We start from the raw sequence: 22,310 nt of genomic DNA, 5'->3' as shown, positions 1-22,310 counted from the left end.
AATCGGCACGCGCAGTCACGCATCGGTGATCAGAGGTGTACCGTCCGAGGTGGCGGCCCGCGGTGCGCCTGGCGGGCCGGTCCGCGACCGGTTGGGAGTGCCGCCCGTGTCACCTGTCTGGGATGGTCGATTCGGTACAGAGCTGCGCCGGCTCCGCATGTCGGCGGGGGTATCGTTGCGGCAGCTCGCTCCACTCGTACTGTCCAGCCGGGGACACCTGCACGACCTGGAGACGGGGCGACGTCAGCCGACCATCGACCTGGCCGCCCGGCTCGACACCGCGCTCGGGGCCGATGGCCTGCTGTCCGGCATGCGGCACCCGGTGGCTGCCCCGGCAGATCCGGAGCGGTTGGCCTACGTCGCCCGGCATCCGCGCCGGATCGATCCCGCGACGCTGCATGCCCTGGCGGATTCGCTGACCGCTCACCGCCGGCTCGAAGACACCCTCGGCTCCACGTCGCTCCTGCCAACGGTCCGCGCCCAGCTGGACATGATGACCACCCTGGTGGCCGAGACCACTGGTGCCCTACGGCCACAGGTGGTCGACGTCGCCGCGCAGTGGGCACAGTTCGGCGGTTGGTTGTACGCCGCGAGCGATCAGCGTCGTCTCGCCGGCGTTGGTACGGCACCGCGCTGGAGTGGGGCACGGAAGCCGGCAACCCGGACATGATCGCCACCGTACTCAGCCTGCGAGGGCATCTGGCATGGTCGGAACGCCGTGCGGATGCGGTCGTCGACCTTTCCGCAGCATCGGCCCGGCAGCCCGCAAGCCCTGGGGTGCGAGCGATAGCGACCCAGCAGCAGGCCCGGGGTCATGCCTTGACAGGTGAGACGAGTGCCGCCATCGACCTGCTCGATCGAGCCGCCGAACTGCACGAGGCTGCCGGTCGGGCACCCGACCGGGAGCCGCCGTGGATCTACTTCCACTCGCCGGCCTACCTGACCATGCAGCGTGGACTCGTCTACCGGCTGCTCGGCCGGGATGCGGACGCCATCGGCCACCTCCGGCGAGGGCTGGACGGGCTGCCGGCGGAGTCCGCCAGCGCCGCGTGGACGGGACCTTATCTCCTGCACCTGGCGGCTGCGCTCGCGGACACCGGGGACGCCGACGAGGCGTTCGACATCTATGAGCGGGTCCAGATTCTCGGACGTGTCACCCGCACCGCCACGCTCGTCGACCAGGCCGAGGCCGCCGTCCGCACGTTGTCCGCACGCAGATAGCGGACGCGGCGGTGCTCGAACGTCACTGCCTGACGACGGAATGCTGATCTTCGGGCACGGCTCGCCGAGCAGCATTCCGTCGCGAGCCGCGTCCGTCGATCGGCATGGCGGTGATCGGGTCCTTCGAAGCACCGGCATGCCTCCGGAGGAGGACACGTGGACAGGTCGAAGCGCAAGACCGCCGAGAACCGGGGCGAGCAGATTCAGGCCGCCGAGCGGGAGGCGGCGCGGCAACGGCTCCTCGCACAGGCCGAGGCGGATCGGATACCGGTCGAGGAGACCACCCGCGCGGCGCAGGACCGGCAGCGGCATGACCGGCGGTGAGGTGCCGGTCGGCCGTCGCGTCGCCCAGTGGCGGGTCCGGCGTCGGATGACCCAGCAGATGCTGGCCGACCGATTGGGCAAGTCCAAGAGCTGGGTCGACAAGGTCGAACGCGGCGTACGCGCCCTGGACCGGTTCTCCGTCATCCAGGACGTCGCCCGGGTGCTGTGGGTGGAACCGGCGACGCTGCTCGGCCGGGAGAAGCCGCCGCCGGCCCGTGCCGACGAGGGGGTGGACGGGGTACGCGCGGCGCTCGCCCGCTACGACCTGTGCCCGGCCGGCCCGGACCGCCGGTGGTCGGCGTCCACGGACGAGCTGGGCCGGCGGGTGGACCATGCGTGGTCGGCGTACCAACACGCGCGCTATCCGCAGGTGATGCGCCTGGTCCCGGAGCTGCTCGACGCGGCCCGGTCCGCGCACACCGGCGGCGGCGGGGACGGTGCGGTGGGCTGCTGGTGCGGGCGTACCGGATCACGGCGTCGGTGCTGGTGAAGCTCGGCGAGCCGGACCTGGCGTGGCCGGCGGCCGACCGGGCGGTGACGGTGGCCGCCGGTCATCCGAGGTGGACGGCGGTAGCGGCGGTGCCGCTGGCGCAGGCGCTGCGCGCCGCCGGACGGGGGCGGCTGGCGACGACGGTGACCATCGCCGCCGCAAACCGGATCGGCGCCACGGCGGCGTGCGACGGGTCGCCCGTCGAACCGGCGCTGTCCGGGACGCTGTGGGTCGAGGCCGCGCTCGCGGCGGCGTCCTGCGGCGACGCGCGGAGCGCTGCGGAGTGGCTCGACCTGGCCGCCGGGATCGCCGAGCGGTCCGACGACCGACACGACCCCCACCTCAGCGGGTTCGGGCCGGTGACCGTGCAGGTGGCACACGTGGCGGCAGCGGTCGAAATCGGCGACGGCGGCGCGGCGGTCACCCGGCACGAGACGGTGGTCAGGGCGGACGGCTGGCGGCGGTTGCCCGTCGAGCACCGCGCCGCGCACCTGGTCGACGCCGCGCGGGCGTACCTCCAGATCGGTGACCTGCTCCGGGCGGGCCGCGCCCTCACCGAGGCCGACCGGATCGCGCCGGCCGAGGTCCGGATGCGGCCCGCGGCGCGTACCGTGATCGCCGAGGTGGCGCGCGCCGGCCGGCGTGGCGCACCTGGCGACGGCGATCGGCCCCACCCGCTGACCCGGACCGGACCCCCGGCCCTAGCCGGCCTGGGCCACCGGGTGACGCTTCATCTGCTCCATGAAGGGGAAACGCGCGGTCAGCTCGGCGAGCGTGGTGCCGGACCGCCACGCGGCGGCGACCTGGGCGACCGGGAGCAGGTCGGTGGCGTCGCCCCGGGCCTGCACCTCACCGTCGACCCGCAGGTCGATCATGAAGTAGCGGGCCTGGGCGCCGAGGCTGACGCAGACCACGCCCCGGTCGGAGGTCAGCTCGGCGCAGGTGAACCGGCTGCGGCCCTGCTCGGGAGCGCTCACCCGGCCGACGTCGAGCTGGTGGGCGGTCGCGGCCTGCGCCAGCGCGGGAGCCAGACCGCCGGGCTCGACCAGGTCCGGGTAGAGGCGCACACCCAGTGCCGCCGAGACGTCGCTCATGACTGACTCTCACTTCCTCGTGACAGAGACCAGCAGCGCGCAGGTTACGAACACGTTTCCGGCACGCATGCCCATCCTGTCCCGCACGGAGGGCCCGCGGCAATAGGAACGGTCAATCCGCCCCCCATCGGGGCCACCGGTACGCTGCCGGCTCATGGCACGGATGCGGTGTGACTTCTTCTCCGAGACGCTCGGCATGGGCACCTCGATGACGGTGCTGCTGCCCGACCGGGGCGCGGCCGGGATCGGCGTGCCGGGCGCGGCCGCCGACGGTGAACCGCCGGTGCTCTACCTGTTGCACGGCCTGACCGACGACGACACGGTGTGGACCCGGCGTACCGCGATCGAGCGGTACGTGGCGCCGCTGAGGCTGGCCGTGGTGATGCCGCAGGTGCAGCGGAGCTTCTACTGCGACGAGGCGCACGGCAACCGGTACTGGACGTTCCTCAGCGAGGAACTGCCCGAGGTGTGCCGGTCGTTCTTCCGGCTGTCCGACCGGCGGGAGGACACGTTCGTCGCGGGCCTGTCGATGGGCGGCTACGGGGCGGTGAAGTGGGCGCTGCGCCACCCGGGCCGGTTCGCGGCGGCGGCGAGCCTGTCCGGCGCGCTGGACGTGACGCGCCGCCGCCACCATGCGACCCATCCGGTCGACCCGGCGGTGTGGCGCACCGTCTGGGGTGACGGCCCGGTACCCGCCGACGACGACACGGTGGGGCTGCTGGAGCGCTCCGGCGACGACCGGCCCGCACTCTACGTCGCCTGCGGCACCGAGGACTTCCTGTACGAGGACAGCCGGCGGTTCCTCGACGTGGCCCGGAAGCGCGACGTACCGGTCACCGTCGACGTCGGCCCGGGTGACCACGACTGGGCGTACTGGGACGCGCGCATTCAGGACGTGCTGGCCTGGCTGCCGCTGCGCACGCGCTGACCGGTGTGCGCGGGCGCCGAGCGGGCTCAGACGCCGACGGTGCCGTCGATCGCCTCGCGGATCAGGTCGGCGTGCCCGTTGTGGCGGGCGTACTCGTGCAGCATGTGCAGCATGACCAGGCGCAGCGAGACGTCCTCGCCCCAGCGTGCCTGGTGCCCTGTCACGTCGAGCGACTCGGCCTCCCGTTCGATGCGCCGGGCGTGCTCGATCTCCCGCTGCCACGCCTCGAACGCCTCCGCCGCGTCGGCGTCGCGGGCGTCGTACGCCTGCTGGAAGTCGCCGCTGTCCGACCACACCAGCGGCACGTCCTCCGCGGCGATGACCCGACGGAACCAGGTGCGCTCCACCTCGGCCATGTGCCGGACCAGGCCGAGCAGGGACAGCGTGGACGGCGGTGACGCCGCCCGGCGCAACTGCTCGTCGGTCAGCCCCTCGCACTTGAGGGCCAGCGTGGCCCGGTGGAAGTCGAGGAAGGCGCGCAGCGACTCCCGCTCGCCGCTGAGCAGCGGCGGGCCGATCCGTTCGGTCTCCATGAGCGTCGAGCCTAGCCGCGATCGATCTTGGTGGAACGACCGCGTCACCGCAGTGACGAACCGGCCACCGGGAAGTCGAACCAGGTGTCCGGGTACGGCTCGTCGACGTACCGGTAGTGCCACCACTCCAGCGGATAGTTCTCGAAGCCCTGCGCGGACATGAGCCGGCGCAGCAGGTCCCTGTTGTTCCGGGCGGTGTCGCTGATCCGCGCGTCGGCGGTGTGGGCGCGCGGGTCGAAGCAGTCGAACCCGGTGCCCATGTCGATCGAGTCGTCGGCGAAGCGGCGCCCGGCGGGGTCGGTGCAGGGCACGAGCGGCTGGCCGGGCGTGTACGCGGGCTGCGGGGGCCCGGAGACCGGGACCAGCGTCAGGTCGACGGTACTGCCCCGGCTGTGCGCCGTCGGTGCGCCGATGTAGCCGTCGGCGAACAGCCGGTCCTTGGGTACGCCGGGATAGAACTCGCCCTTCATCCGCTGCTCACCGGGCAGTTTCGCCCAGGCGACGAAGTCGTCGGCGGCGCGCTGCGGGCGGTAGCAGTCGTACACCTTGAGGCGGTGCCCACCGGCGAGCGCGGCGGTCTGCACCCGGTGCAGCGCCTGCGCCGCCGGGCGGGTGAGCAGGCAGCGCGGTTCGGCGTACCCGTCGATCGGCCGGCCCACGAAGTTGTGCGGGCCCGCGTACCGGATGTCGGTGCGGACGATGGGGTCGACGGTGGTGAGGTCCACGATGTCCGCCGGGGCCCGCGGGCCGGTCGGGGTGGGTGACGGCGGCGCGGACGGCGACGGCGACGGCGCGGGCCGCTGGCAGGCGGTGGCGATCAGCGCGGCCGCGACGGCCAGGACCGCCGTCGCGCGCATGCCGGTGCCCATCCGCCGTGTCTACCAGCCCGGGCGGGCCGGCATCGGCGGAACCGGTGGTCAGCCGCCCAGCACGGTACGCAGGAAGTCGACGGCGGCGGCGTCGTCGTCGATCGCGCCCGCCTCGTGGCCGTTGAACCGCCACACCGTCAGGTCCTTGTCGCCCCGGTAGTCGTGGTAGGCGGCGTAGACGGTGGACGGCGGCGTGATCTCGTCCATCAGCGCGACGGAGAACCGGGCCGGCACTGTGGCGCGGCGGGCGAACGCGACGCCGTCGACGTAGCCGAGCGTGCGCAGCGCCTGCTCCTCGCGGTCGCGGTGCACGGCGAGGTAGTCGCGGATCTCCCGGTACGGCGTGGCGTCGGTGATCGTGATCGCGCGCGGGATGTCGCAGAGGAACGGCACGTGCGCGACCGCCGCGCGGACCCGCGGGGCCAGCGCGGCGGCGGCGAGCGCGGCGGCGCCGCCCTGGCTGTGACCGAGTACGGCGATCCGGTCCGGGTCGACAGCGGGCAGCTCGCACGCGGCGTCCACGGCGCGGACCGCGTCGGTGAGGAAGCGGCGGTAGTAGTACTTGTTCGGATCCTCGATGCCCCGGGTGGCCATGCCCGGCGCCTGCGGCCCGGCGGCGGCGACGTCCGGTGTGTCGCCCCGGCTCCACCCCGAGCCCTGACCGCGCGTGTCCATCTGGAGGTGGGCGAAGCCGGCCGCGGACCAGAGCAGGTTCTCCAGGGCGTGGCCGCGGCCGCCGCCGTACCCGACGTACTGCACGATCGTGGGCAGCGGCTCCGTCGCGCCGCGCGGCACCCGCAGCCAGGCGCGGATCGGCTGGCCGGCGAAGCCGGGGAACGTGACGTCGAAGACGTCGACAGCGGTCAGGGGCGTGGGCAGCGGGGTCGCGGACACCGGGTCGCCGCAGGAGCGCGCCTGTGCGAGAGTGTCAGCCCAGAAGGCGTCGAAGTCCGGAGGCTCGTGCAGGTCGCTGCGGTAGGTGCGGAGATCGGCCTCGGTCAGGTCGGTGAACACGCCTCGGTTTTCCTCGTCGTTCGTCGGGGGTGGACGGCGAGCCGTCGGAAGATGACTGGCGCATTTCCGGAACGTTTCCGCAACTCGTGCGAACGCTAGGGCCGGTCCGGCCTGTCGTCAAGCCCTCGGCGTACGGCAAGATGTGCGTGGGGCGGGACGGTCTACCGGTCGGTTCCGGCAGCCGGCGAAGGGAACACGGGTGAGCGCGGACGACGAGCGCAGGGTGACCATCACCGCGATCGCACGGGAGGCCGGCGTCTCGGTCCCGACCGTGTCGCGCGTGCTGAACGGACGTTCCGACGTCGCACCGGACACCCGGGAGCGCGTCGAGGAGCTGCTGCGTCACCACGGTTACCGGCGCCGCGGCAGCCGCACGGTGCGCCGGGCGGACCTGGTCGACCTGGTCTTCAACGACCTGGACAGCCCGTGGGCCGTGGAGATCATCCGCGGCGTGGAGGACGTCAGCCACGCCGCCGGGGTGGGCACCGTCGTCTCGGCGATCCACCGCGAGTCCAGCTCCACCCGGCAGTGGCTGCACAACCTGCGTGCCCGCGCGTCCGACGGCGTGATCGTGGTGACCTCGCACCTGAGCCCGGCCGTGCAGGCCCAGCTGCGGCGCCTCAACGTGCCGGTGGTGGTGGTCGACCCGGCCGCCGGCGTGGCCGCCACGGACGTGCCGGCGATCGGCGCCACCAACTGGACCGGCGGCTTGGCCGCCACCGAGCACCTGCTCAAGCTCGGCCACCGCCGGATCGGGTTCGTGGCCGGCCCGCCGCACCTGCTGTGCAGCCGGGCCCGGCTGGACGGCTACCGGGCCGCGCTGGCCGCCGCCGGTGTGGCCGCCGACGACCGGCTGGTGCAGCCCGGCGACTTCTACCACGCCTCCGGGTTCACCGCCGGTGGCGCGCTGCTCGACCTGGACGACCCGCCGACGGCGATCTTCGCCGCCAGCGACCAGATGGCCTTCGGCGTGTACGAGGCGGTACGCCGCCGCGGGCTGCGGGTCTGCGACGACGTGAGTGTGGTCGGCTTCGACGACCTGCCCGAGGCGCGCTGGGCCTCCCCGCCGCTGACCACTGTGCGCCAGCCGCTGGTCGAGATGGGCCGGCTCGCCGCGCGTACCGTGCTGCGGCTGGCCCAGGGCGAGGAGATCGACTCGCCCCGGGTCGAGCTGGCCACCGAACTGGTGGTGCGGGACAGCACCGCAGGACCCGCCTCCCGCTGATCCGGGCCCCTGCTTTCACTCCTGTTCCGGAATTTCCGGCTCCCGCAGCGCCGACCCGGTCGACATGGCTACCACGGTGGCGTGGCGGCGCCGCCGGGCCAGCAGCAGCGCTCCCCCGGCCGTCAGCACCGCGCCCACCGCCACCGTCACCCCCGCGCCGGGCCGCGGCCCGGGTGCCGCCCCGCCGCCGCGCAGATCGGCGTGCCCGGCCAGCGCCGAGGCCGCCCCGCCCGCCGGTGGCGCCGAGCGGTCCAGCTCCCCCGGCTCGACGAGCCGGCCGACCCGCGCGTCGCGGGGCTGCGCGAACCCCCAGTCGAGCAGCGCCGCGCCCTGCTGCCAGCCCCGCTGGGTGGTCACCTCGGCGCCGAGCAGCGTGACCACGAGGCGCCGGCCGCCGCGCTCGGCCGCGCCCACATAGGTGTGCCGGGCCAGGTCGGTGAAGCCGGTCTTGCCGCCGAGCGCGCCCGGATAGTGGTCCAGCAGCATGTTGTCGTTGGAGATGGCGAACCCCTTCGCCCGCTGCGCCGGCTGGGCCGGGATCTGCGCGACCCGGGTGGCGGCGTACTCGCGGAACGCCGGGTCGGCGAAGCACGCCCGCGCGATCAGCGCCAGGTCGTACGCGCTGGTGAACTGCCCCGGTCCGTCCAGCCCGGACGGGGTGACCGCGTGCGTCTGCCGGGCCCCGAGCCGGTGCGCCTCCTCGTTCATCGCCCGCACCCCGCCGGCCAGCCCGTCCGGGCCGCCGCCGAGGCGGGCGAGCGCGTTGGCCGCCTCGTTGCCGGAACGCAGCAGCAGGCCGAGCCAGATCGTCTCGATCCGGTAGTGCCCGCCCTCGACCAGCCCGACCGCCGAGCTGCCCGGTTCCACGGCCAGGTCCCCCGCGGTCACCGTGACCTCCCGGTGCGGATCCAGCCGGGGCAGCATGGTGGCGGCGAGCAGCAGCTTCTGCACGCTCGCGGGCACGCCGTACTCGTGCGGGCCGCAGCCGCCGAGCACCGCGCCGCTGTCCAGGTCGGCGACCACCCAGGAGGTCGCGGTCACCGCCGGCGGCGCGGTCGACGCGGGCGGGACGACGAGGCCGGCGGTGTCGAGCGCGGCGCCGCCGACGGCCCGCGCGGCCGGGTCGGGCGCGGGCGGCGGCTGCGGCGGCCGGGTCGCCGGGGCCGGCACGTTCGGGCAGGGCGGCGCGGCCGGCAGCCGGCGTACCGGAGCACGGACGGCGGCCGCCGCCGGTGTCACGGAGGCCGGCAGCAGCAGGACGGCGGCCAGCGCCACGAACGATCCCCAGGTCCTCATGACCCGGACGCTAGCCACGCCGACCCGAACGGGTCACCGGCTCCGGGATTCGGGCCCCCGCGCCGGGGTCAGACGGTAGGCTCCGCGTCCCGCTCGCGGCTCAGCGCGCGTGGAGCCCGTGCCCGGCGAGCGGGCCGACGTGCCATCCGCGGCGGCGGCACTCGGCCAGCACACGCGGGAGCGCGGCGAGACCGGCCCGCCAGGCGCCCGGCGCGGCGGTACGGGAGGAGTCGTGCAGCAGGATCGTGCCGCCCGTGTCCAGTCCGGCCAGGACGGTACGCGTGACGGTGTCCGCGGTGGCGGTGGCGGTCCAGTCCCGGCCCCAGCAGCTCCACAGCACCGGCCGCAGGCGCAGCCGCCGGGCGGCCACCAGCGCGGCGGTGGTGAGCACGCCGTACGGCGGTCGCAGGAACCGGGGCGGACTGCCGGTCACGTCGGTGACCAGGTCGTACGTGCGGGTCAGGTCGCTGACGGTGCGGGCGGGGCCGTGCCGCAGCAGGTTGTCGTGCGTCCAGCCGTGCACGGCGATCTCGTGGCCGTCGCCGGCGATCCGGCGGCCCAGCGCGGGGTGGCGCCGCAGCATCGCGCCGAGGACGAAGAACGTGGCGCGGACCCGGTGCGCCGCCAGGACGTCCAGGACGTGGCCGGTGGACTCCGGGTCCGGGCCGTCGTCGAAGGTCAGCGCGACCCGGCCGGGCGTCCCCAGCCCGTGCAGCCCGGGCAGCAGCCGTCGCCGCAGCGCGGGTAGCGCCGTCACCGCCGGTGCCGCGTGCAGCGCCGGCAGCGCGAGCGCGGCGGCCCGTGCCAGGGTGGCTGCTCTCACCGCAGGCCGCCGGTGGACTGCAACAGCGCGGCGAGCACGGCGACGGCGTCGCCGACCGGGTCCAGCAGCGGGCGGCGCGTACCGGCCGGTCCGGCCGGCGGTGCCCGGCGTGCCGCCTCGGCGACCAGGCCGGCCGGGTCGCGGGACACGTCGTCGTGGGACGGGCTCACCGGTCCGGTCCCGATCACGGCCGCGAGGACCGGCCCGAGCTGCTGCGGGGTGGCCGCCCACCGGCTCAGGCCGGCCCGGGCCAGGATCGCGGCGTTCGCGCGCCCGTGCCCGGCGATGGGCCGGTACGTGACCACCGGCAGCCCGGCCGCCAGCGCCTCCTGGCAGGTCAGCCCGCCGGCGTTCTCCACCATCACGTCGACCGCGCGCATCAGCGCCGGCATGTCGTCGACCCAGCCCAGCACGTGCCGGCCGGCACCGCGCAGCCGGTGACGCAGCGCCGCGTTGTGCCCGCACACCACCACCGGCCGGACGCCCGCGGCGGCGACCTCGGCCACCGTGGCCGCCACCTCGCCGGCGCCCCAGGAGCCCGCGACGACCAGCGCGAGCACCCCGTCGGCCGGGAGGCCGAACCGCTGCCGGGCCCGCCGCCGGTCCTCCGGGCCGGGCCGGGCGAAGGCACGGGACACCAGCGGCTGCACGGCGGTGACGTCGGCGGCGCGGGCATCGTGCGTCTCGGCGTGGCGGACGGCGCAGTACACGTCCACGCCCGGCGCGAGCCAGGTCGGGTGCACCACGAAATCGGTCACATAGGTGATCACCGGGACACGGAGCCGTCCGCGCCGCCGCAGCGGACCGAGGAGCTGGTTGGCGAACGGATAGGTGGTGACCACGGCCCGCGTGTCGGGCGGGATGCGGCGGCGCAGTCGGCGGCGGAACGGCCGCATCAGCGCGCGGATCGCGCATACGGCGGTCCGCGAGCTGCCGGTCAGCCGGAACAGCGCGTGGTAGCCCCACGGGAGCCGGTGCAGCACCCCCCGGTACGTCTCGCGTACCGCCCGATGCAGCGGGCGGGGCAGCAGGTGCAGGAGGTTCAGCCGGTCCACCGCGAAGCCCCGCGCACGCAACCGGTGCGCCAGTTCGTCGGCGGCCCGGTCGTGTCCGGCGCCGATGTCCGCCGAGACCACCACGATCCGGCCCGGGTGCTCCATGCCGGGCGCATACCCACGGAATCGGTGTCCACGCGAACCGCCGGGACGCCGGGTTCAGGCGCGGCGGCGTCCGCGACGGCGGGACCGGCCCCTCCGGGCGGCGAGCACCGCCGCCACCCCGCCGACGGTCAGGGCCAGCAGACCGGCGAGCGGCACGATCATCCGCCAGTCCCCGTCGCCGACGCGGCGCAGCGCGGTACCGGCCGGCCCCCGCCAGGGCGGGGATGCGGTACGGCTCGGCTCCGCGGCCGCCGCCGGCCGGGGCTCCGCCGCCTCGGCGTCCCGTTCGCCCGGCTCGACCAGCCGGCCGACCGAGGCGTCCCGGGGCTGCCGGAAGCCCCAGTCGAGCAGTTGGGCGCCCTGCTGCCAGCCGCGTACCGGGCGGGCCTCAGCGCCGAGCAGCGTCACCACGAGACGGCGTCCGCCACGCTGCGCGGCGCCGACGTAGCTGTGCCGGGCCAGCTCGGTGAAGCCGGTCTTGCCGCCGAGCGCGCCGGGATAGCGGTAGATGAGCTGGTTCTCGTTCTGGATCTGGAACCCGCCCTTCTTCAGCGCGGGCTGGGCCGGGATCTGCGTGCGCTCGGTGAGCGCGTACCGGCGGAACGCGGCGTCGGCGAAGCAGGCCCGCGCGATGAGCGCCAGGTCGTACGCGCTGGTGAACTGGCCGGGGCCGTCCAGGCCGGACGGGGTGACCGCGTGCGTCTGGCCGGCGCCGAGCCGGCTGGCCTGCGCGTTCATCTCGGCGACGCCGGCCTGGGAGCTGCCGGCGCCGAGGCGGGCCAGCATGTTGGCGGCGTCGTTGCCGGACTGGAGCAGCAGGCCCAGCCACAGCGTCTCCACGCTGTAGCGGCCGCCGACGAGCAGGCCGACGGCCGAGCTACCCGGTTCGATGTCCAGGTCGGCGCGAGTGGCGACGGCGACCTGCTTGGGGTCCAGCCGGCTCAGCATGGTGGCGGCCAGCAGCAGCTTCTGGGTGCTGGCCGGGGTGCCGGGGACGTGTGCGCCGCAGGCGCCGAGGACCGCGCCGGTGTCCAGGTCCGCCACGAGCCAGGTGGTGGCGGTGACCGCCGGGGGTGCGGGACTGCCGGGTGGCGTGACCAGCCCGGTGCCGGCCAGCGCCTCGCCGCCCACCGCCGCCTGTTCGGGTGTCGTGGCCGGCGGCGTCGGGCGGGGCGGCCGGCTGACCTTCGGCGCGGGCAGGCGCGGGCAGGGCACGGGTGCCGCGGCCGGCGCGGCGGGTGCCACGGCCAGCCCAGCCGCGGGTGTGCCGGCCGGTTCGGCGGTGGCCGGGGCCGGAACGCCGGTGGTGAGCAGGGTGACGGCGGTGGCGGCGGCCAGGACCCGGGCTCTCATGAGATGGCACCCTACCGAGCCGGATGATCAGGTCCGGACGGCTCACCGGTGTCGTCACGCCGTGCCGATCATACGGTCCCGGTCGGTGACCGGCCGGGGCGTCAGCGCACGCCGCGCAGCCACCACCGCTGCCACGGCGTCTCCACCGCGCGCCTGTGGTAGCCGGACCGCACCCAGGCCACCGCCCGCGCGGGCGGCAGCCCGTCCAGCACGGCGAGGGCGGCCAGCGCGGTGCCGGTGCGGCCGATGCCGCCGTGGCAGGCCACCTCGACCCGCTCCCCCGCGTACGCGCGCCGCCACGCCTCCCGCAGCGCGTCGAGGGCGTCGGCGCGGTCGGCCGGGATCCAGAAGTCGGGCCAGCGGACCCGCCGGGACTGCCACTCCGGCTCGGGACCGGGTGCCAGCAGCAGGGCGAAGTCGGCCGGCGACGCGGGCCCGGCGACCCGGCGGCCGCGTACGGTGGCGCCCCCGGGGAGCGTGAGCAGGCCGGCCCGGTCGGTCCACGGTGTCGCGTCCATCGGCCCATTGTGTCCCGGCGCCCGGACACGTGAGTGCCCGCCGGACTCCGTCCGGCGGGCACTCACGATCGAGCCGGGTCGTCCCCGGCGCACCCGGATCAGCCGAGGCGACGGCGACGCCAGGCCATCGAGGCCAGCAGCAGCACCGCACCGGCGGCGGCGAGGCCCCCACCGAGCTTCAGCGGTGTGCCGATGCTGTCACCGGTGACCGGCAGCCCGCCGTGGTGCGGCGGGCGGGTCGGCCGCGGCGGCAGAACGGTGCCGGTCGCGCTCGCGATCCGCCCGGACGTCAGACCGGTGGCGGTGAACGTGTACCGGCCCGGCCGGGTCGGCCGGTAGGTGACGGTGAACTTGCCGCTGGCGTCGGCCGTCACGGTGAACGTGGTCGGTGCGGGCTGCGGCTGGGCACGGTTCGGCGTGTAGGCGACGGGCGCCATCGCCACCGTGCTGCCGTCGCTGCGCCGCGCGGTCCCCTCGGCCGGGGCGGCCGCGGGCAGGCCCGTGATCGCCACGTCGATGCGCACCGACTCGTTCGGCGCGAAGTTCGAACCCCGCAGGGTGAACGTCTCGCCGAGCCGGATGGTGGTCGGTGAGACGGTCAGCGACGCGACCTCGGGCGGGTAGACCGGGGGCTGCGGCTGTGCCGCCCCGGCCGCGGTCGGCACGGCCGCTACGGCCAGGCCCACCGTGAGCGCCATGATGATGCGGGATAGCCGCATGATGGTTTCCCTCCTACTGTTCACAGCTTGCTGCGTTGACTACTTGGGTGGTCCATGGGGTGACGGTGGGCGTGTGCACCAGTTCGGCAGTCCCGGCGCCGGTCTGGCCGGTGAGCACCGTGACGTCGAGCGTCCGGGTCTGCCCCGGTCGGGTCTCCACGTTCGCCACCGCGACCTGGCGGCGGCCGTGGGTGCCACTGCCCATCGCGGTGTCCCGTCCGTCCAGCCGGCCGGTGAGCACGGCGCCGCCGGTGGGCGTGTGCACGGAGACGAAGGTGCGTGCGGTGTACTTGTCGCCGGCCAGGGCCAGTCCGGTGACCGACTTGCTCAGGCCCGACGTGGGGGCGGTGGAGTGCACCGTGACCCGCAGCCGCAGCTCGCGGCGCCCGTCCGGGTGGCATTCGCCGACCGTCACGGTGGCCGAGAACCTGAGGTAGTAGCCGAGCTTCGCGCCGCTGCCGTCGTTGAGGAACACGCCGACGGTCGGCACGGTGTCCTTCTCCGGGAGCTGACCGGCCAGCCGGCTGCCGGCCAGTGCGCGTTGCTCCTCAGATCGGACACTCCAGAACAATATCCGACGTTCATTGATTGAACGGGTAAAAACGGTCAAAAGCGCCCTCGGGTCTACCGTCTTGGTGAACAGCGTGTCGAAGACGCCCGACGCGGATCTGCTGAAGAACTCGTCCTGGTCCTTCGTGTTCAGATCCCGGTACGAGTCACTGAGCAGCGTCCGTACCGCGGTGGCGGCGGCCAGCGACGGCCCGTCCGGCACGCTCACCGGACCCACCACGCCGAGCAGGTACGACAGGACCACCGGGTCCACCGCCAGCACCCCGTCCACTGTGGTGCCGGTCCGGCGGCGCACCATCTCCCGGTAGAGCGCGGCGGCGGCCGGGAAGTCCGGGGTGAGGTTCACGTCCGCCGGATAGAGGCCCGGCAGCTCGCCCCAGAGCCGCCTCGCCTCCTCGTCGACCTTCAGCGGCGGGTCGAACGGACCCATGCCGGACGAGCTGCCCTGCTTCACCAGGCGGATCCGGCCGCCCTCGGCGCGCAGCACGGCGTACGCGCCGAACATGCCGCCGGTGGCGCGCAGCTCGGCCGGGTTCTGCGAGACCAGCAGGTAGGTGCGCGGCCCGTCCGCGCCGAGCAGCGGCGGCAGCAGCCGGGCGCCCCGGTCGGCGGCCGAGGTCAGCTCGCCGAGCTGGTCCAGCTCGGTGCGCAGCGCGACGACCGCGTCGCGTACCTGCGTCACGAGGTCGCCGGTGGGCACCTGCCGCAGCCGGTCGGCGGTGCGGCGCACGGCCTGGTCGGCGGCGGACACCTCGGCCGAGACGGCACGCAGGCGGGCCAGATCCAGCTTGCCCTGCTTCGGCACCAGCGAGGCGAGGTCGACGCGCAGCAGCGTGGGGAACGCGAGCCGGGCCAGGTCGTCCACCGCCACCGAGATCTGCCGGACCGCGGCCAGGTTGTCCCCCGCGTACGGCGTCTGCTGGCCCACCCACCACACCGGGTCGCCGGTCTCGCCGCGCGCGGCGGCGGCCTGCTCCTGCAACGCGGCGAGCGTGCGCTGGGCGCGGGTCACGTCGCCGTCGAGCACCTGGGCGCTGAGCTCCCGGGCCAGCCCGGCGGCGTTCACCAGGTGGGCGCGGGCCTGCCAGCCCCGGAACGCGACCCAGCCGCCGGCGCTGAGCAGCACCGACACGACGACCAGCCCGGTCAGCAGGATCCGGCGGACCCGGGCGCGCCGGCGCCGTCGCGAACGGCGCCGCCCGCCGGGCGTGGCACCAGGTCCGGTCACGGATTTCCCCCTACGTGTCGGTCGAATCGGACACAATTCGCGATCGAGTGCTTTTTAGCACGTGGAAGTGCCATTTCGAGGCGTTATTCGACACTCTGGTGATTCATCGGCTGTGTGCGAGGTTTGTTCGGTTCGAGGACCGCGCGGCCGCCTCGTGCAGCAGCGCCTCGATCCGATCCACCCCGGCTCGCATCGACATGTCCCGCAGGTACGCGTCGCGGCCCCGCCGGCCCATGTCGAGCCGGGCGGCCGGCGGGATCGCGGCGGCCAGCCAGAAGCGGTCGGCCAGCGCCGCCCAGTCCTCCGGCGGGCAGGACAGGCCGGCGCGGGCCCGCTCCACCAGTTCCGCCGTCTCCCCCGCCGCGGAGGCGACCACCGGCGCGGCGCAGGAGAGCGCGGCCTGGAGCTTGCCGGGCACCCGGCCCCGCAGCTCCGGCAGGTCGCGCTGGGCCACGAGCTGGTAGTCGGCGGCGGCGTACAGCTGCGGCATGTCCACCGCGGACCGTCGCTCCAGGAACCTGACGTTGTCCGCGCCGAGGTCGGCGGCGAGCCCCCGCACCCGCCGCTCCCGCGGACCGGAGCCGACGAGCACCAGATCCATCCGGTCGCCGAGCGCGGCGGCCGCCCGGACCGCCGTCTCCAGATCCTGGCGCGCGCCGATCGTCCCGGCGTGCATCACCACGCAGCGGTCGTCCCGGCGGACCAGCCGCCGTACCGCCGGACCGGCCTGGGTGGGGCGGAAGATGCGCTCGTCGGTCCAGTTCGGCGCCGCGCGCACGCGGCCCGGGTCGGCCCCGGCGGCGCGGACCAGCTCCGCCATGGACGGTGAACCGACGGCCACCACCGCCGCCTCCCGGTGGAGGCGGCGGGAGGCGGCCTCCAGCCGCGCCGACCAGCCGCCGTCCGGCGCCGCGCGACCGTCCCGCTCCGTCCACACGTCCTGCACGTGCAGGACCGTCGGGGTACGGCCGAGCAGCCGCAGCAGCCCGGTGGCGGCGAACGTGACCGCCGGGTGCCCGTAGACGTAGAGCGCGTCGACGCCGCGCAGCAGCCCACGTCCGGCGAGCGCGGCGCTGCCGGCGAAGGACAGCCAGCTCGCGGTACGGGCACGGGCGGAGCCGTCGCCCGCGGCGTACCGGGGCACCCGGCGCACGGTCAGCCGCTCGCTGTGCGTCTGGTGCCGCCAGCGCTGCCGCCAGCCGGGATAGACGTGGCCGCCCGGATAGTCCGGGAATCCGGTGAGCACCCGTACCTCGTGGCCGCGGGCCACCAGTTCCTCGGCCAGGCTGCCCGGGACGAACGCCGGCTCCGGCGGGAAGTGGTAGGTGAGGATGCCGACCCTCATGACCGCGCTCCCGGCGCGGCTTTCCGGACGGCCGGACGCCGCACCGCGTACCATTCCCGCATCCCCTCTGCGTCCGGCCGCGACCGCCGGAAGAACGCCGTCGCGGCACCCTCCGTCGCGACCGTGCCGACGAGAGGGGTGCAGATGGTCGACGAGGTGCTCTTCGTCTGCCACGCGAACATGTGCCGGTCACCGATGGCGGAGTTCATCGCCCGCCGGATGCTGGCCGGCCTGCCGCTGGCGGTGGCCAGCGCGGGAACCGACGCGATCGACGGGGCGGCCATGCACCCGTACGCGGTCGAGGTGACCACGGCCACCGGCGCGGACCCGACGGCCTTCCGCACCCGCCGGCTGCGCGCCGAGCACCTGACCGGTGCGGCGCTGGTGCTGACCGCGACCCGCCGGCAACGCTCGGCCTGCACCTCGCTGGCGCCGGCCGCGCTGACCCGGACCTTCACGCTGCGGCAGTTCGCCCGGCTGGCCGCCGAGGCCCGCCCCGCCGAGGCGGAGGCGGACGCGGGCACGCCGTTGCGGGCGGCGGTGTCGGCCGCGGTCCGCGCCCGGGGGCGGCTGCAACCCGCCGCCCCCGGTGCGGAGGACCTGCGCGACCCGATCGGCGGTTCGCCCGCGGACTTCCGGCGGTGCGCCGAGGAGATCGAGCGGTCGATCCGGCCCGTGCTCGCACTCATCGCGACAGCCGGGTGAGTTCCTGCGTCCGGTCGCCCACGGCTTTCGCGCCCCGCCGGGTGCCGGCCCGGTCGGCCGGTACGGAGGGTGCCGCAGGCGGCACGACCACCTTGTACGCCTCGTACTGGTAGGCGTCCGCCTTCGCCACCTTGGCCATGTTGAGCACGCAGCCGAGCAGGCGCACCGAGACCGAGCTGAGCGCGTGCGCCGCCGCGGCGACCTGGCTGCGGGAGGTACGCCCCTGCTGGGTCACCAGCAGCGCGCCGTCGGCCTGCACGGCCACCACCACACCGTCGGTGACCGCCAGCAGCGGGGCGGTGTCGATGACCACGATGTCCGCCGAGTCCCGCAGCGCGACCAGCAGGTCCGCCATGGACTTGGAGCCGAGCAGCTCGCTCGGGTTGGGCGGGGTGGCGCCGCTGGGCAGCACCAGCAGGGACTTCTCGCCCCAGCGCTGCACCACGTCACCGACCTGGACGTCGCCGACGAGCACGTCGGTGAGGCCGACACCGCCGTCGAGCCCGAGGTAGTCGGCGACCTTGGGGCGGCGCAGGTCGGCGTCGATCAGCAGTACCCGCCAGCCCGCCTCGGCCAGCGCGATGGCGGTGTTGCAGGCCATCGTGGTCTTGCCCTCGCCCTGCAGCGCGCTGGTCACCGCGATGACCCGGGCCGGCTCGTGCACGTCCACGAAGCGCAGGTTGGTGCGCAGCTTGCGGACCGCCTCGGCCCGGGCGGAGGTGGCCGCGTCGCCGACGATCAGCGGCGCGGACCGCGCACCGGTCTCGTACGGGATCTCGCCCAGCAGCGGGCTGCCGGTCACCCGTTGCAGCCCGGCGCCGTCGCGCATCCGGACGTCGGCCACCCCGCGCAGCACTGCCAGGCCGGCGCCGAGCAGCAGGCCGAGCACGCCGCCCAGGACCAGGTTGCGGGTGGGCTGGGGCGAGACCGGGTTGGAGGTGACCCGGGGACCGCTGACCACCTCGATCTTGATGGGTGGGGCCTTGCCGTCCGGCGGCGTCTCGACCTTGCGGACCAGCTCGGTGAACTTCGTCGCGAGCGTCTCGGTGGTCTTCAGCGCCCGGGTCTGGTCGGTGTCGGTGATCGTCGCCTTGAGCAGGACCGTGCCGGTCGTGGCGGTGGTCTGGATCCGGCTGCGCACCTGGTCGGCGGTGAGGCCGAGCGGCGCGTCGGCCACCACGCTCTGCGCCAGCCGGTCGCTGGTGAGCAGGTCACCGTAGGACTTCACCCGCTGCTGGAGGAAGAGGCCGCCCTGGTAGGCGTCGGTGACCCCCTGGCTGGGCGTGGTGACGAAGAAGGTCACCGAGGCCTCGTACCGAGGCGGGGTCCGGACCGTCACCAGCGCGGCGGCGCCCAGACCGAGCATCACCGTCACCAGCACGATCCACCAGTGGCGTCGGACCAGGCGCAGGTAGCCGAGAACGTCCATCACGCTCCCCCTCGCGACACGCCGGTCTGCCGATGAAACTGCACGAAAGCCCCCTAAAAACCGCAGTCGCCGTGCCAGGATCGAATCGCCTATTCACGACGTTACGTGACTGGACGACAGTAAACGACCGAACAGGCACAGACGGTCTAATCCTTTCAATACGGATAGGACGTAGAGGGCAGCCCATGGATCGTGATGCGATCACAGCCGTTCGACCCCCCGGCCGGATCACCCACCGCGCCGCCACCCTTTCCCTGTTAACGCTGGACACGGCCGCGTGGTGCGGAGGTTTTCTCGGCGCCGCCTGGACGCGGTACGAATTCGACCTCACCGCCGCCGCCAGCGCCCGTACGCTCGGCCTGGCGCTGGCCTGCGCCGCGCTGTACGCCGCGCTCACGCTGCTGCGGTCGCGGCTCTACGGCCGGTATCCGATCGGCAGCGCCGGCGACGCGCGGGGCCTGGCCGCCACCGTCGCGCTCGTCGCGGCGGTCGGCTTCGTCGTCCTGCTGCCGTGGACGGAGCACCCGGTCCCGGCCAGCACGCCGCTGGTCGGCGGTGCGGTGGCACTCGTGGTGATGGCGACAGCCCGCGGACTCTGGCGGGGCTACGCCGACCGCCGGCCGCCGAACGCGGGACACGCCGAGCGCTGCCTGGTCTACGGGGTGGACACGGCGAGCGAACGCCTCGTCCGGGTGCTGCTGCACGACGCGGACAGCAGCTACCGGCCGGTGGGCCTGCTCGACGACGCGCCCGAGAGCCGCGGCCTGCGGCTGGAAGGGCTGCGCGTACTCGGCGGCCGGGAGCAGATCGGCGTCGCCGTCCGGGCCACCCGGGCGAGCACCGTCATCTTCTCGATGAGCGGCTCCGACCCGCAGCTGCTGCGCGACGTCCGCACCCGCACGCTGGAGGCCGGGGCGGCGTTCAAGGTCCTGCCGCCGGTCCGCGAGGTCCTCGACCGGCCGGTGGCCGCCACCGACGTCCGCGATCTTCAGCTCACCGACCTGCTGGGCCGCGCGCACCGGGTGGCCGAGCTGAGCGTGGAGCGCGGCGGGCTGGCCGGGCGCCGGGTGCTCGTCACCGGGGCCGGCGGCTCGATCGGCTCGGAACTGTGCCGGCAGATCGCCCGCTGCGAGCCGGACGAGCTGATGATGCTCGACCGGGACGAGTCCGCGCTGCACGCGCTGCAGATGTCCCTGCACGGGCGCGCGCTGCTGGACGGGCCGGAGCTGATCCTGGCCGACATCCGCGACGCCGAGGGGATCGCCCGGGTGATCGCCGACCGGCAGCCCGACGTGGTGTTCCACGCCGCCGCGCTCAAGCACCTCACGCTGCTGCAGCGCCATCCCGGTGAGGCGATCAAGACCAACATCCTGGGTACGTTGAACGTGCTGGAGGCGTGCCGGGACGTCGCCGAGTTCGTGAACATCTCCACCGACAAGGCGGCGAACCCGGTCAGCGTCCTCGGCTACTCCAAGCGGATCACCGAGCGGCTCACCGCGTACCACGCGCAGCGCCTGAACGGCAGATACCTCAGCGTCCGGTTCGGCAACGTGCTCAGCAGCCGCGGTTCGGTGCTCACCGCGTTCCAGGCGCAGATCCGGGCCGGGGTGCCGGTGACTGTCACCCACCCCGACGTGACCCGCTACTTCATGACCGTCCAGGAGGCGGTGCACCTGGTGCTCCAGGCCGCCACGATCGGCCGCGGCGGTGAGGCGCTGGTGCTCGACATGGGTGAGCCGGTCCGGATCGCCGACGTGGCCCGCCGGCTGGCCGCCGAGGCGGACCGTCCGGTGGAGATCGTCTTCACCGGTCTGCGCCCCGGCGAGAAGCTGCACGAGCACCTGTTCGGCGCCGACGAGGTGGACACCCGGCCGCTGCACCCGCTGATCTCCCACGTCCCGGTGCCCGAGCTGGACCCGGACGAGGTGCGCGGGCTCGACCCGTACGCCGACCCGGACGAGCTGATCAAGCGGATGGCCGTGTTCTGCGACCCGGTCGGGGCCTCCCTGCCGGCGCTGCCCGGGCAGCGCTGATCCGCCGGCCGAGGGGACGCTCCGCCCGAGTGGTGAGACGGGCGTCCCATCGGCCGGCTCGGCTCGCCGCGGGTGGCGGCGCCCGTTAGGGTTGATCCCGGTGTGCCGGGAAGCCTGGTCGGCGATGGTTCCGCCGACCCCAGCTTCCGAACGGACGCCGCATGCCCCAGCACACCCCGCACCGCTCCCGCCTGCTGTCCCGCCGCTCCTGGCCGGAGGCCCGCTTCCTGGCCGACGTGCTGCGCACCGAGACCGTCGGCGGCGGCCTGCTGCTGCTCGGCGCGGTGCTCGCCCTGGTCTGGGCCAACTCGCCGTGGCGCGCCGCGTACGCCGAACTGAGCCACTGGGTGCCGTGGCCCGGCGGCGCCGGACTGCACCTCGACCTCGACCTGCGCACCTGGGCCGCCGACGGGCTGCTGGCGATCTTCTTCTTCGTGGTCGGCCTGGAACTCAAGCGCGAGTTCGTCGCCGGTGACCTGCGCGACCCCCGGCGGGCCGCGCTGCCGGTGGTGGCCGCGCTCGGCGGCATGATCGCGCCGGCGTTGATCTACCTGGCGGTGACGCTCAGCGCCGGCGGCGACGGCCTGCGCGGATGGGCCATCCCGACCGCCACCGACATCGCCTTCGCGCTCGCCGTGCTCGCCGTCATCAGCTCCCACCTGCCGCAAGGGCTGCGTGCCTTCCTGCTCACCCTCGCGGTGGTCGACGACCTCTTCGCGATCACCATCATCGCAGTCTTCTACACCGACGCGTTCCACCCGCTGCCGCTGCTCGGCGCACTGCTGCCGATCGCCGCGTTCGGGCTGCTCGTGCAGCGCCGGCGGACCTGGTGGTGGGCGCTGATCCCGCTGGCGATGGCCGCCTGGACGCTCGTGCACGCCTCCGGCGTGCACGCCACCGTGGCGGGCGTGCTGCTCGGCTTCACCGTGCCGGTGCTGCGCGGCCGCGACGGCGCGCCCGGCCTGGCCGAGCGGCTGGAGCACCGCTGGCGGCCGGTCTCCGCCGGCCTGGCCGTGCCGGTCTTCGCCTTCTTCGCCGCCGGGGTGACGCTGGTCGGCGTGGACGTGGGCGGCGTGCTGACCAACCCGGTGGTGATCGCCGTGGCCGCCGGGCTGGTGCTCGGCAAGGTGATCGGCGTGTTCGGGTCGACGTACCTGCTCGCCCGGTTCACCCGGGCCGAACTGGACGAGGAGATCACCTGGGCCGACCTGCTCGGGCTGGCGTTGCTGGCCGGCATCGGCTTCACCGTGTCGCTGCTCATCGGCGAGCTGGCGTTCGGTGCCGGCAGCCCGGAGGAGGACGGCGTCAAGGTGGCCGTGCTGCTCGGCTCGTTGATCTCCGCCCTGCTGGCCTCGGTGGTGCTGATCCGCCGCAACCGGGTCTACCGGCGGATCAGCGAGCGGGAGAGCCGGGACGCCGACGGTGACGGCGTC

22 protein-coding genes are annotated in these 22,310 nt (G+C 74.6%); 10 read left to right on the top strand and 12 right to left on the bottom strand.

Going from position 1 to position 22,310, the window contains the following annotated elements:
* Window positions 1-106 precede the first annotated feature (106 nt).
* From ACPCK6_RS20950 to ACPCK6_RS20925, 6 genes are all read left to right on the top strand, one after another.
* Window positions 107-670 (top strand): helix-turn-helix domain-containing protein, encoded by a 564-nt coding sequence (locus ACPCK6_RS20950; RefSeq protein ID WP_423481965.1) that lies wholly within the window; start codon window positions 107-109, stop codon window positions 668-670.
* On the top strand, window positions 667-1,221 hold the full coding sequence (locus ACPCK6_RS20945) for an NsdA family TPR-like regulatory protein (RefSeq protein WP_514132359.1): 555 nt from the start codon (window positions 667-669) through the stop codon (window positions 1,219-1,221). Before ACPCK6_RS20950 ends, ACPCK6_RS20945 begins: the two co-directional genes overlap by 4 nt.
* A gap of 156 nt (window positions 1,222-1,377) precedes the next feature.
* A complete protein-coding gene (locus ACPCK6_RS20940; RefSeq protein ID WP_423481963.1) occupies window positions 1,378-1,545 on the top strand; it encodes a hypothetical protein in 168 nt (55 codons plus the stop codon).
* A complete protein-coding gene (locus tag ACPCK6_RS20935) occupies window positions 1,532-2,035 on the top strand; it encodes a helix-turn-helix domain-containing protein (protein WP_423481962.1) in 504 nt (167 codons plus the stop codon). Before ACPCK6_RS20940 ends, ACPCK6_RS20935 begins: the two co-directional genes overlap by 14 nt.
* Window positions 1,999-3,135, top strand: coding sequence for a hypothetical protein (locus ACPCK6_RS20930; RefSeq protein ID WP_423481961.1), 1,137 nt, complete (start codon window positions 1,999-2,001; stop codon window positions 3,133-3,135). Before ACPCK6_RS20935 ends, ACPCK6_RS20930 begins: the two co-directional genes overlap by 37 nt.
* A gap of 148 nt (window positions 3,136-3,283) precedes the next feature.
* A complete protein-coding gene (locus tag ACPCK6_RS20925) occupies window positions 3,284-4,057 on the top strand; it encodes an alpha/beta hydrolase (protein WP_423481960.1) in 774 nt (257 codons plus the stop codon).
* 26 nt (window positions 4,058-4,083) lie between these two features.
* Here ACPCK6_RS20925 and ACPCK6_RS20920 read toward each other — a convergent pair whose 3' ends face one another.
* Genes ACPCK6_RS20920 through ACPCK6_RS20910 form a run of 3 tightly spaced genes read right to left on the bottom strand, consistent with a single transcriptional unit; the run spans window position 4,084 to window position 6,473 of the window.
* Complete coding sequence (locus ACPCK6_RS20920; RefSeq protein ID WP_423481959.1) at window positions 4,084-4,590, bottom strand: DinB family protein; 507 nt, start codon at window positions 4,588-4,590, stop codon at window positions 4,084-4,086.
* 44 nt (window positions 4,591-4,634) lie between these two features.
* On the bottom strand, window positions 4,635-5,447 hold the full coding sequence (locus ACPCK6_RS20915) for a M15 family metallopeptidase (RefSeq protein ID WP_423481975.1): 813 nt from the start codon (window positions 5,445-5,447) through the stop codon (window positions 4,635-4,637).
* Window positions 5,448-5,507: 60 nt separating this feature from the next.
* A complete protein-coding gene (locus tag ACPCK6_RS20910) occupies window positions 5,508-6,473 on the bottom strand; it encodes an acetylxylan esterase (protein ID WP_423481958.1) in 966 nt (321 codons plus the stop codon).
* Between the two features lie 199 nt (window positions 6,474-6,672).
* On the opposite strand from ACPCK6_RS20910, the gene ACPCK6_RS20905 reads away from it, so the two are divergent.
* A complete protein-coding gene (locus tag ACPCK6_RS20905; protein ID WP_194799328.1) occupies window positions 6,673-7,698 on the top strand; it encodes a LacI family DNA-binding transcriptional regulator in 1,026 nt (341 codons plus the stop codon).
* A 15-nt stretch (window positions 7,699-7,713) separates the two neighbouring features.
* Here the strand turns inward: ACPCK6_RS20905 and ACPCK6_RS20900 are convergent, their stop codons facing one another.
* From ACPCK6_RS20900 to ACPCK6_RS20865, 8 genes are all read right to left on the bottom strand, one after another.
* Window positions 7,714-8,994: a D-alanyl-D-alanine carboxypeptidase family protein gene (locus ACPCK6_RS20900; protein WP_423481957.1), complete on the bottom strand. Its 1,281-nt coding sequence runs from the start codon at window positions 8,992-8,994 to the stop codon at window positions 7,714-7,716.
* Between the two features lie 100 nt (window positions 8,995-9,094).
* Window positions 9,095-9,817, bottom strand: coding sequence for a polysaccharide deacetylase family protein (locus ACPCK6_RS20895; RefSeq protein ID WP_396883654.1), 723 nt, complete (start codon window positions 9,815-9,817; stop codon window positions 9,095-9,097).
* Complete coding sequence (locus ACPCK6_RS20890) at window positions 9,814-10,977, bottom strand: MGDG synthase family glycosyltransferase (RefSeq protein ID WP_396883653.1); 1,164 nt, start codon at window positions 10,975-10,977, stop codon at window positions 9,814-9,816. Before ACPCK6_RS20890 ends, ACPCK6_RS20895 begins: the two co-directional genes overlap by 4 nt.
* 54 nt (window positions 10,978-11,031) lie before the next feature.
* On the bottom strand, window positions 11,032-12,330 hold the full coding sequence (locus ACPCK6_RS20885; protein ID WP_423481956.1) for a D-alanyl-D-alanine carboxypeptidase family protein: 1,299 nt from the start codon (window positions 12,328-12,330) through the stop codon (window positions 11,032-11,034).
* A 101-nt stretch (window positions 12,331-12,431) separates the two neighbouring features.
* Window positions 12,432-12,848 (bottom strand): protein-tyrosine phosphatase family protein, encoded by a 417-nt coding sequence (locus tag ACPCK6_RS20880; protein WP_396883651.1) that lies wholly within the window; start codon window positions 12,846-12,848, stop codon window positions 12,432-12,434.
* A gap of 98 nt (window positions 12,849-12,946) precedes the next feature.
* Window positions 12,947-13,567, bottom strand: a complete 621-nt coding sequence (locus ACPCK6_RS20875; protein ID WP_396883650.1) for a hypothetical protein — start codon at window positions 13,565-13,567, stop codon at window positions 12,947-12,949.
* Window positions 13,568-13,580: 13 nt separating this feature from the next.
* Window positions 13,581-15,365, bottom strand: a complete 1,785-nt coding sequence (locus ACPCK6_RS20870) for a DUF4012 domain-containing protein (protein ID WP_423481955.1) — start codon at window positions 15,363-15,365, stop codon at window positions 13,581-13,583.
* Between the two features lie 103 nt (window positions 15,366-15,468).
* Window positions 15,469-16,710 (bottom strand): glycosyltransferase family 4 protein, encoded by a 1,242-nt coding sequence (locus ACPCK6_RS20865; RefSeq protein WP_396883648.1) that lies wholly within the window; start codon window positions 16,708-16,710, stop codon window positions 15,469-15,471.
* 123 nt (window positions 16,711-16,833) lie between these two features.
* Between ACPCK6_RS20865 and ACPCK6_RS20860 the strand changes: the two genes are divergently transcribed.
* Window positions 16,834-17,415 (top strand): arsenate reductase/protein-tyrosine-phosphatase family protein, encoded by a 582-nt coding sequence (locus ACPCK6_RS20860; protein WP_396883647.1) that lies wholly within the window; start codon window positions 16,834-16,836, stop codon window positions 17,413-17,415.
* Here ACPCK6_RS20860 and ACPCK6_RS20855 read toward each other — a convergent pair.
* Complete coding sequence (locus ACPCK6_RS20855; RefSeq protein WP_423481954.1) at window positions 17,396-18,844, bottom strand: tyrosine-protein kinase domain-containing protein; 1,449 nt, start codon at window positions 18,842-18,844, stop codon at window positions 17,396-17,398. The two genes, ACPCK6_RS20860 and ACPCK6_RS20855, sit on opposite strands and share 20 nt — an antisense overlap.
* A gap of 185 nt (window positions 18,845-19,029) precedes the next feature.
* On the opposite strand from ACPCK6_RS20855, the gene ACPCK6_RS20850 reads away from it, so the two are divergent.
* Both ACPCK6_RS20850 and nhaA read left to right on the top strand, forming a co-directional pair.
* Window positions 19,030-20,877, top strand: coding sequence for a polysaccharide biosynthesis protein (locus ACPCK6_RS20850; RefSeq protein ID WP_423481953.1), 1,848 nt, complete (start codon window positions 19,030-19,032; stop codon window positions 20,875-20,877).
* Between the two features lie 161 nt (window positions 20,878-21,038).
* On the top strand, window positions 21,039-22,310 hold a 1,272-nt coding region (gene nhaA / locus ACPCK6_RS20845; RefSeq protein ID WP_423481952.1), incomplete at its 3' end, for a Na+/H+ antiporter NhaA.

This window comes from Micromonospora sp. AB353 (assembly GCF_049538395.1).
In the GTDB taxonomy this organism is placed as follows: Bacteria; Actinomycetota; Actinomycetes; order Mycobacteriales; family Micromonosporaceae; genus Micromonospora; species Micromonospora aurantiaca.
This window is presented reverse-complemented; position numbering and strand designations above follow the sequence as displayed.

What these genes read in the sequence shown, in the direction of transcription:
- ACPCK6_RS20945 (WP_514132359.1), top strand. Translation starts at nt 667, where the DNA reads ATGATCGCCACCGTACTCAGCCTGCGAGGGCATCTGGCATGGTCGGAA.
- ACPCK6_RS20880 (WP_396883651.1), bottom strand. Translation starts at nt 12,848, where the DNA reads ATGGACGCGACACCGTGGACCGACCGGGCCGGCCTGCTCACGCTCCCC.
- ACPCK6_RS20900 (WP_423481957.1), bottom strand. Translation starts at nt 8,994, where the DNA reads ATGAGGACCTGGGGATCGTTCGTGGCGCTGGCCGCCGTCCTGCTGCTG.
- ACPCK6_RS20855 (WP_423481954.1), bottom strand. Translation starts at nt 18,844, where the DNA reads ATGGACGTTCTCGGCTACCTGCGCCTGGTCCGACGCCACTGGTGGATC.
- ACPCK6_RS20865 (WP_396883648.1), bottom strand. Translation starts at nt 16,710, where the DNA reads ATGAGGGTCGGCATCCTCACCTACCACTTCCCGCCGGAGCCGGCGTTC.
- ACPCK6_RS20935 (WP_423481962.1), top strand. Translation starts at nt 1,532, where the DNA reads ATGACCGGCGGTGAGGTGCCGGTCGGCCGTCGCGTCGCCCAGTGGCGG.
- ACPCK6_RS20885 (WP_423481956.1), bottom strand. Translation starts at nt 12,330, where the DNA reads ATGAGAGCCCGGGTCCTGGCCGCCGCCACCGCCGTCACCCTGCTCACC.
- ACPCK6_RS20890 (WP_396883653.1), bottom strand. Translation starts at nt 10,977, where the DNA reads ATGGAGCACCCGGGCCGGATCGTGGTGGTCTCGGCGGACATCGGCGCC.
- ACPCK6_RS20920 (WP_423481959.1), bottom strand. Translation starts at nt 4,590, where the DNA reads ATGGAGACCGAACGGATCGGCCCGCCGCTGCTCAGCGGCGAGCGGGAG.
- ACPCK6_RS20875 (WP_396883650.1), bottom strand. Translation starts at nt 13,567, where the DNA reads ATGCGGCTATCCCGCATCATCATGGCGCTCACGGTGGGCCTGGCCGTA.
- ACPCK6_RS20915 (WP_423481975.1), bottom strand. Translation starts at nt 5,447, where the DNA reads ATGCGCGCGACGGCGGTCCTGGCCGTCGCGGCCGCGCTGATCGCCACC.
- ACPCK6_RS20925 (WP_423481960.1), top strand. Translation starts at nt 3,284, where the DNA reads ATGGCACGGATGCGGTGTGACTTCTTCTCCGAGACGCTCGGCATGGGC.
- ACPCK6_RS20850 (WP_423481953.1), top strand. Translation starts at nt 19,030, where the DNA reads ATGGATCGTGATGCGATCACAGCCGTTCGACCCCCCGGCCGGATCACC.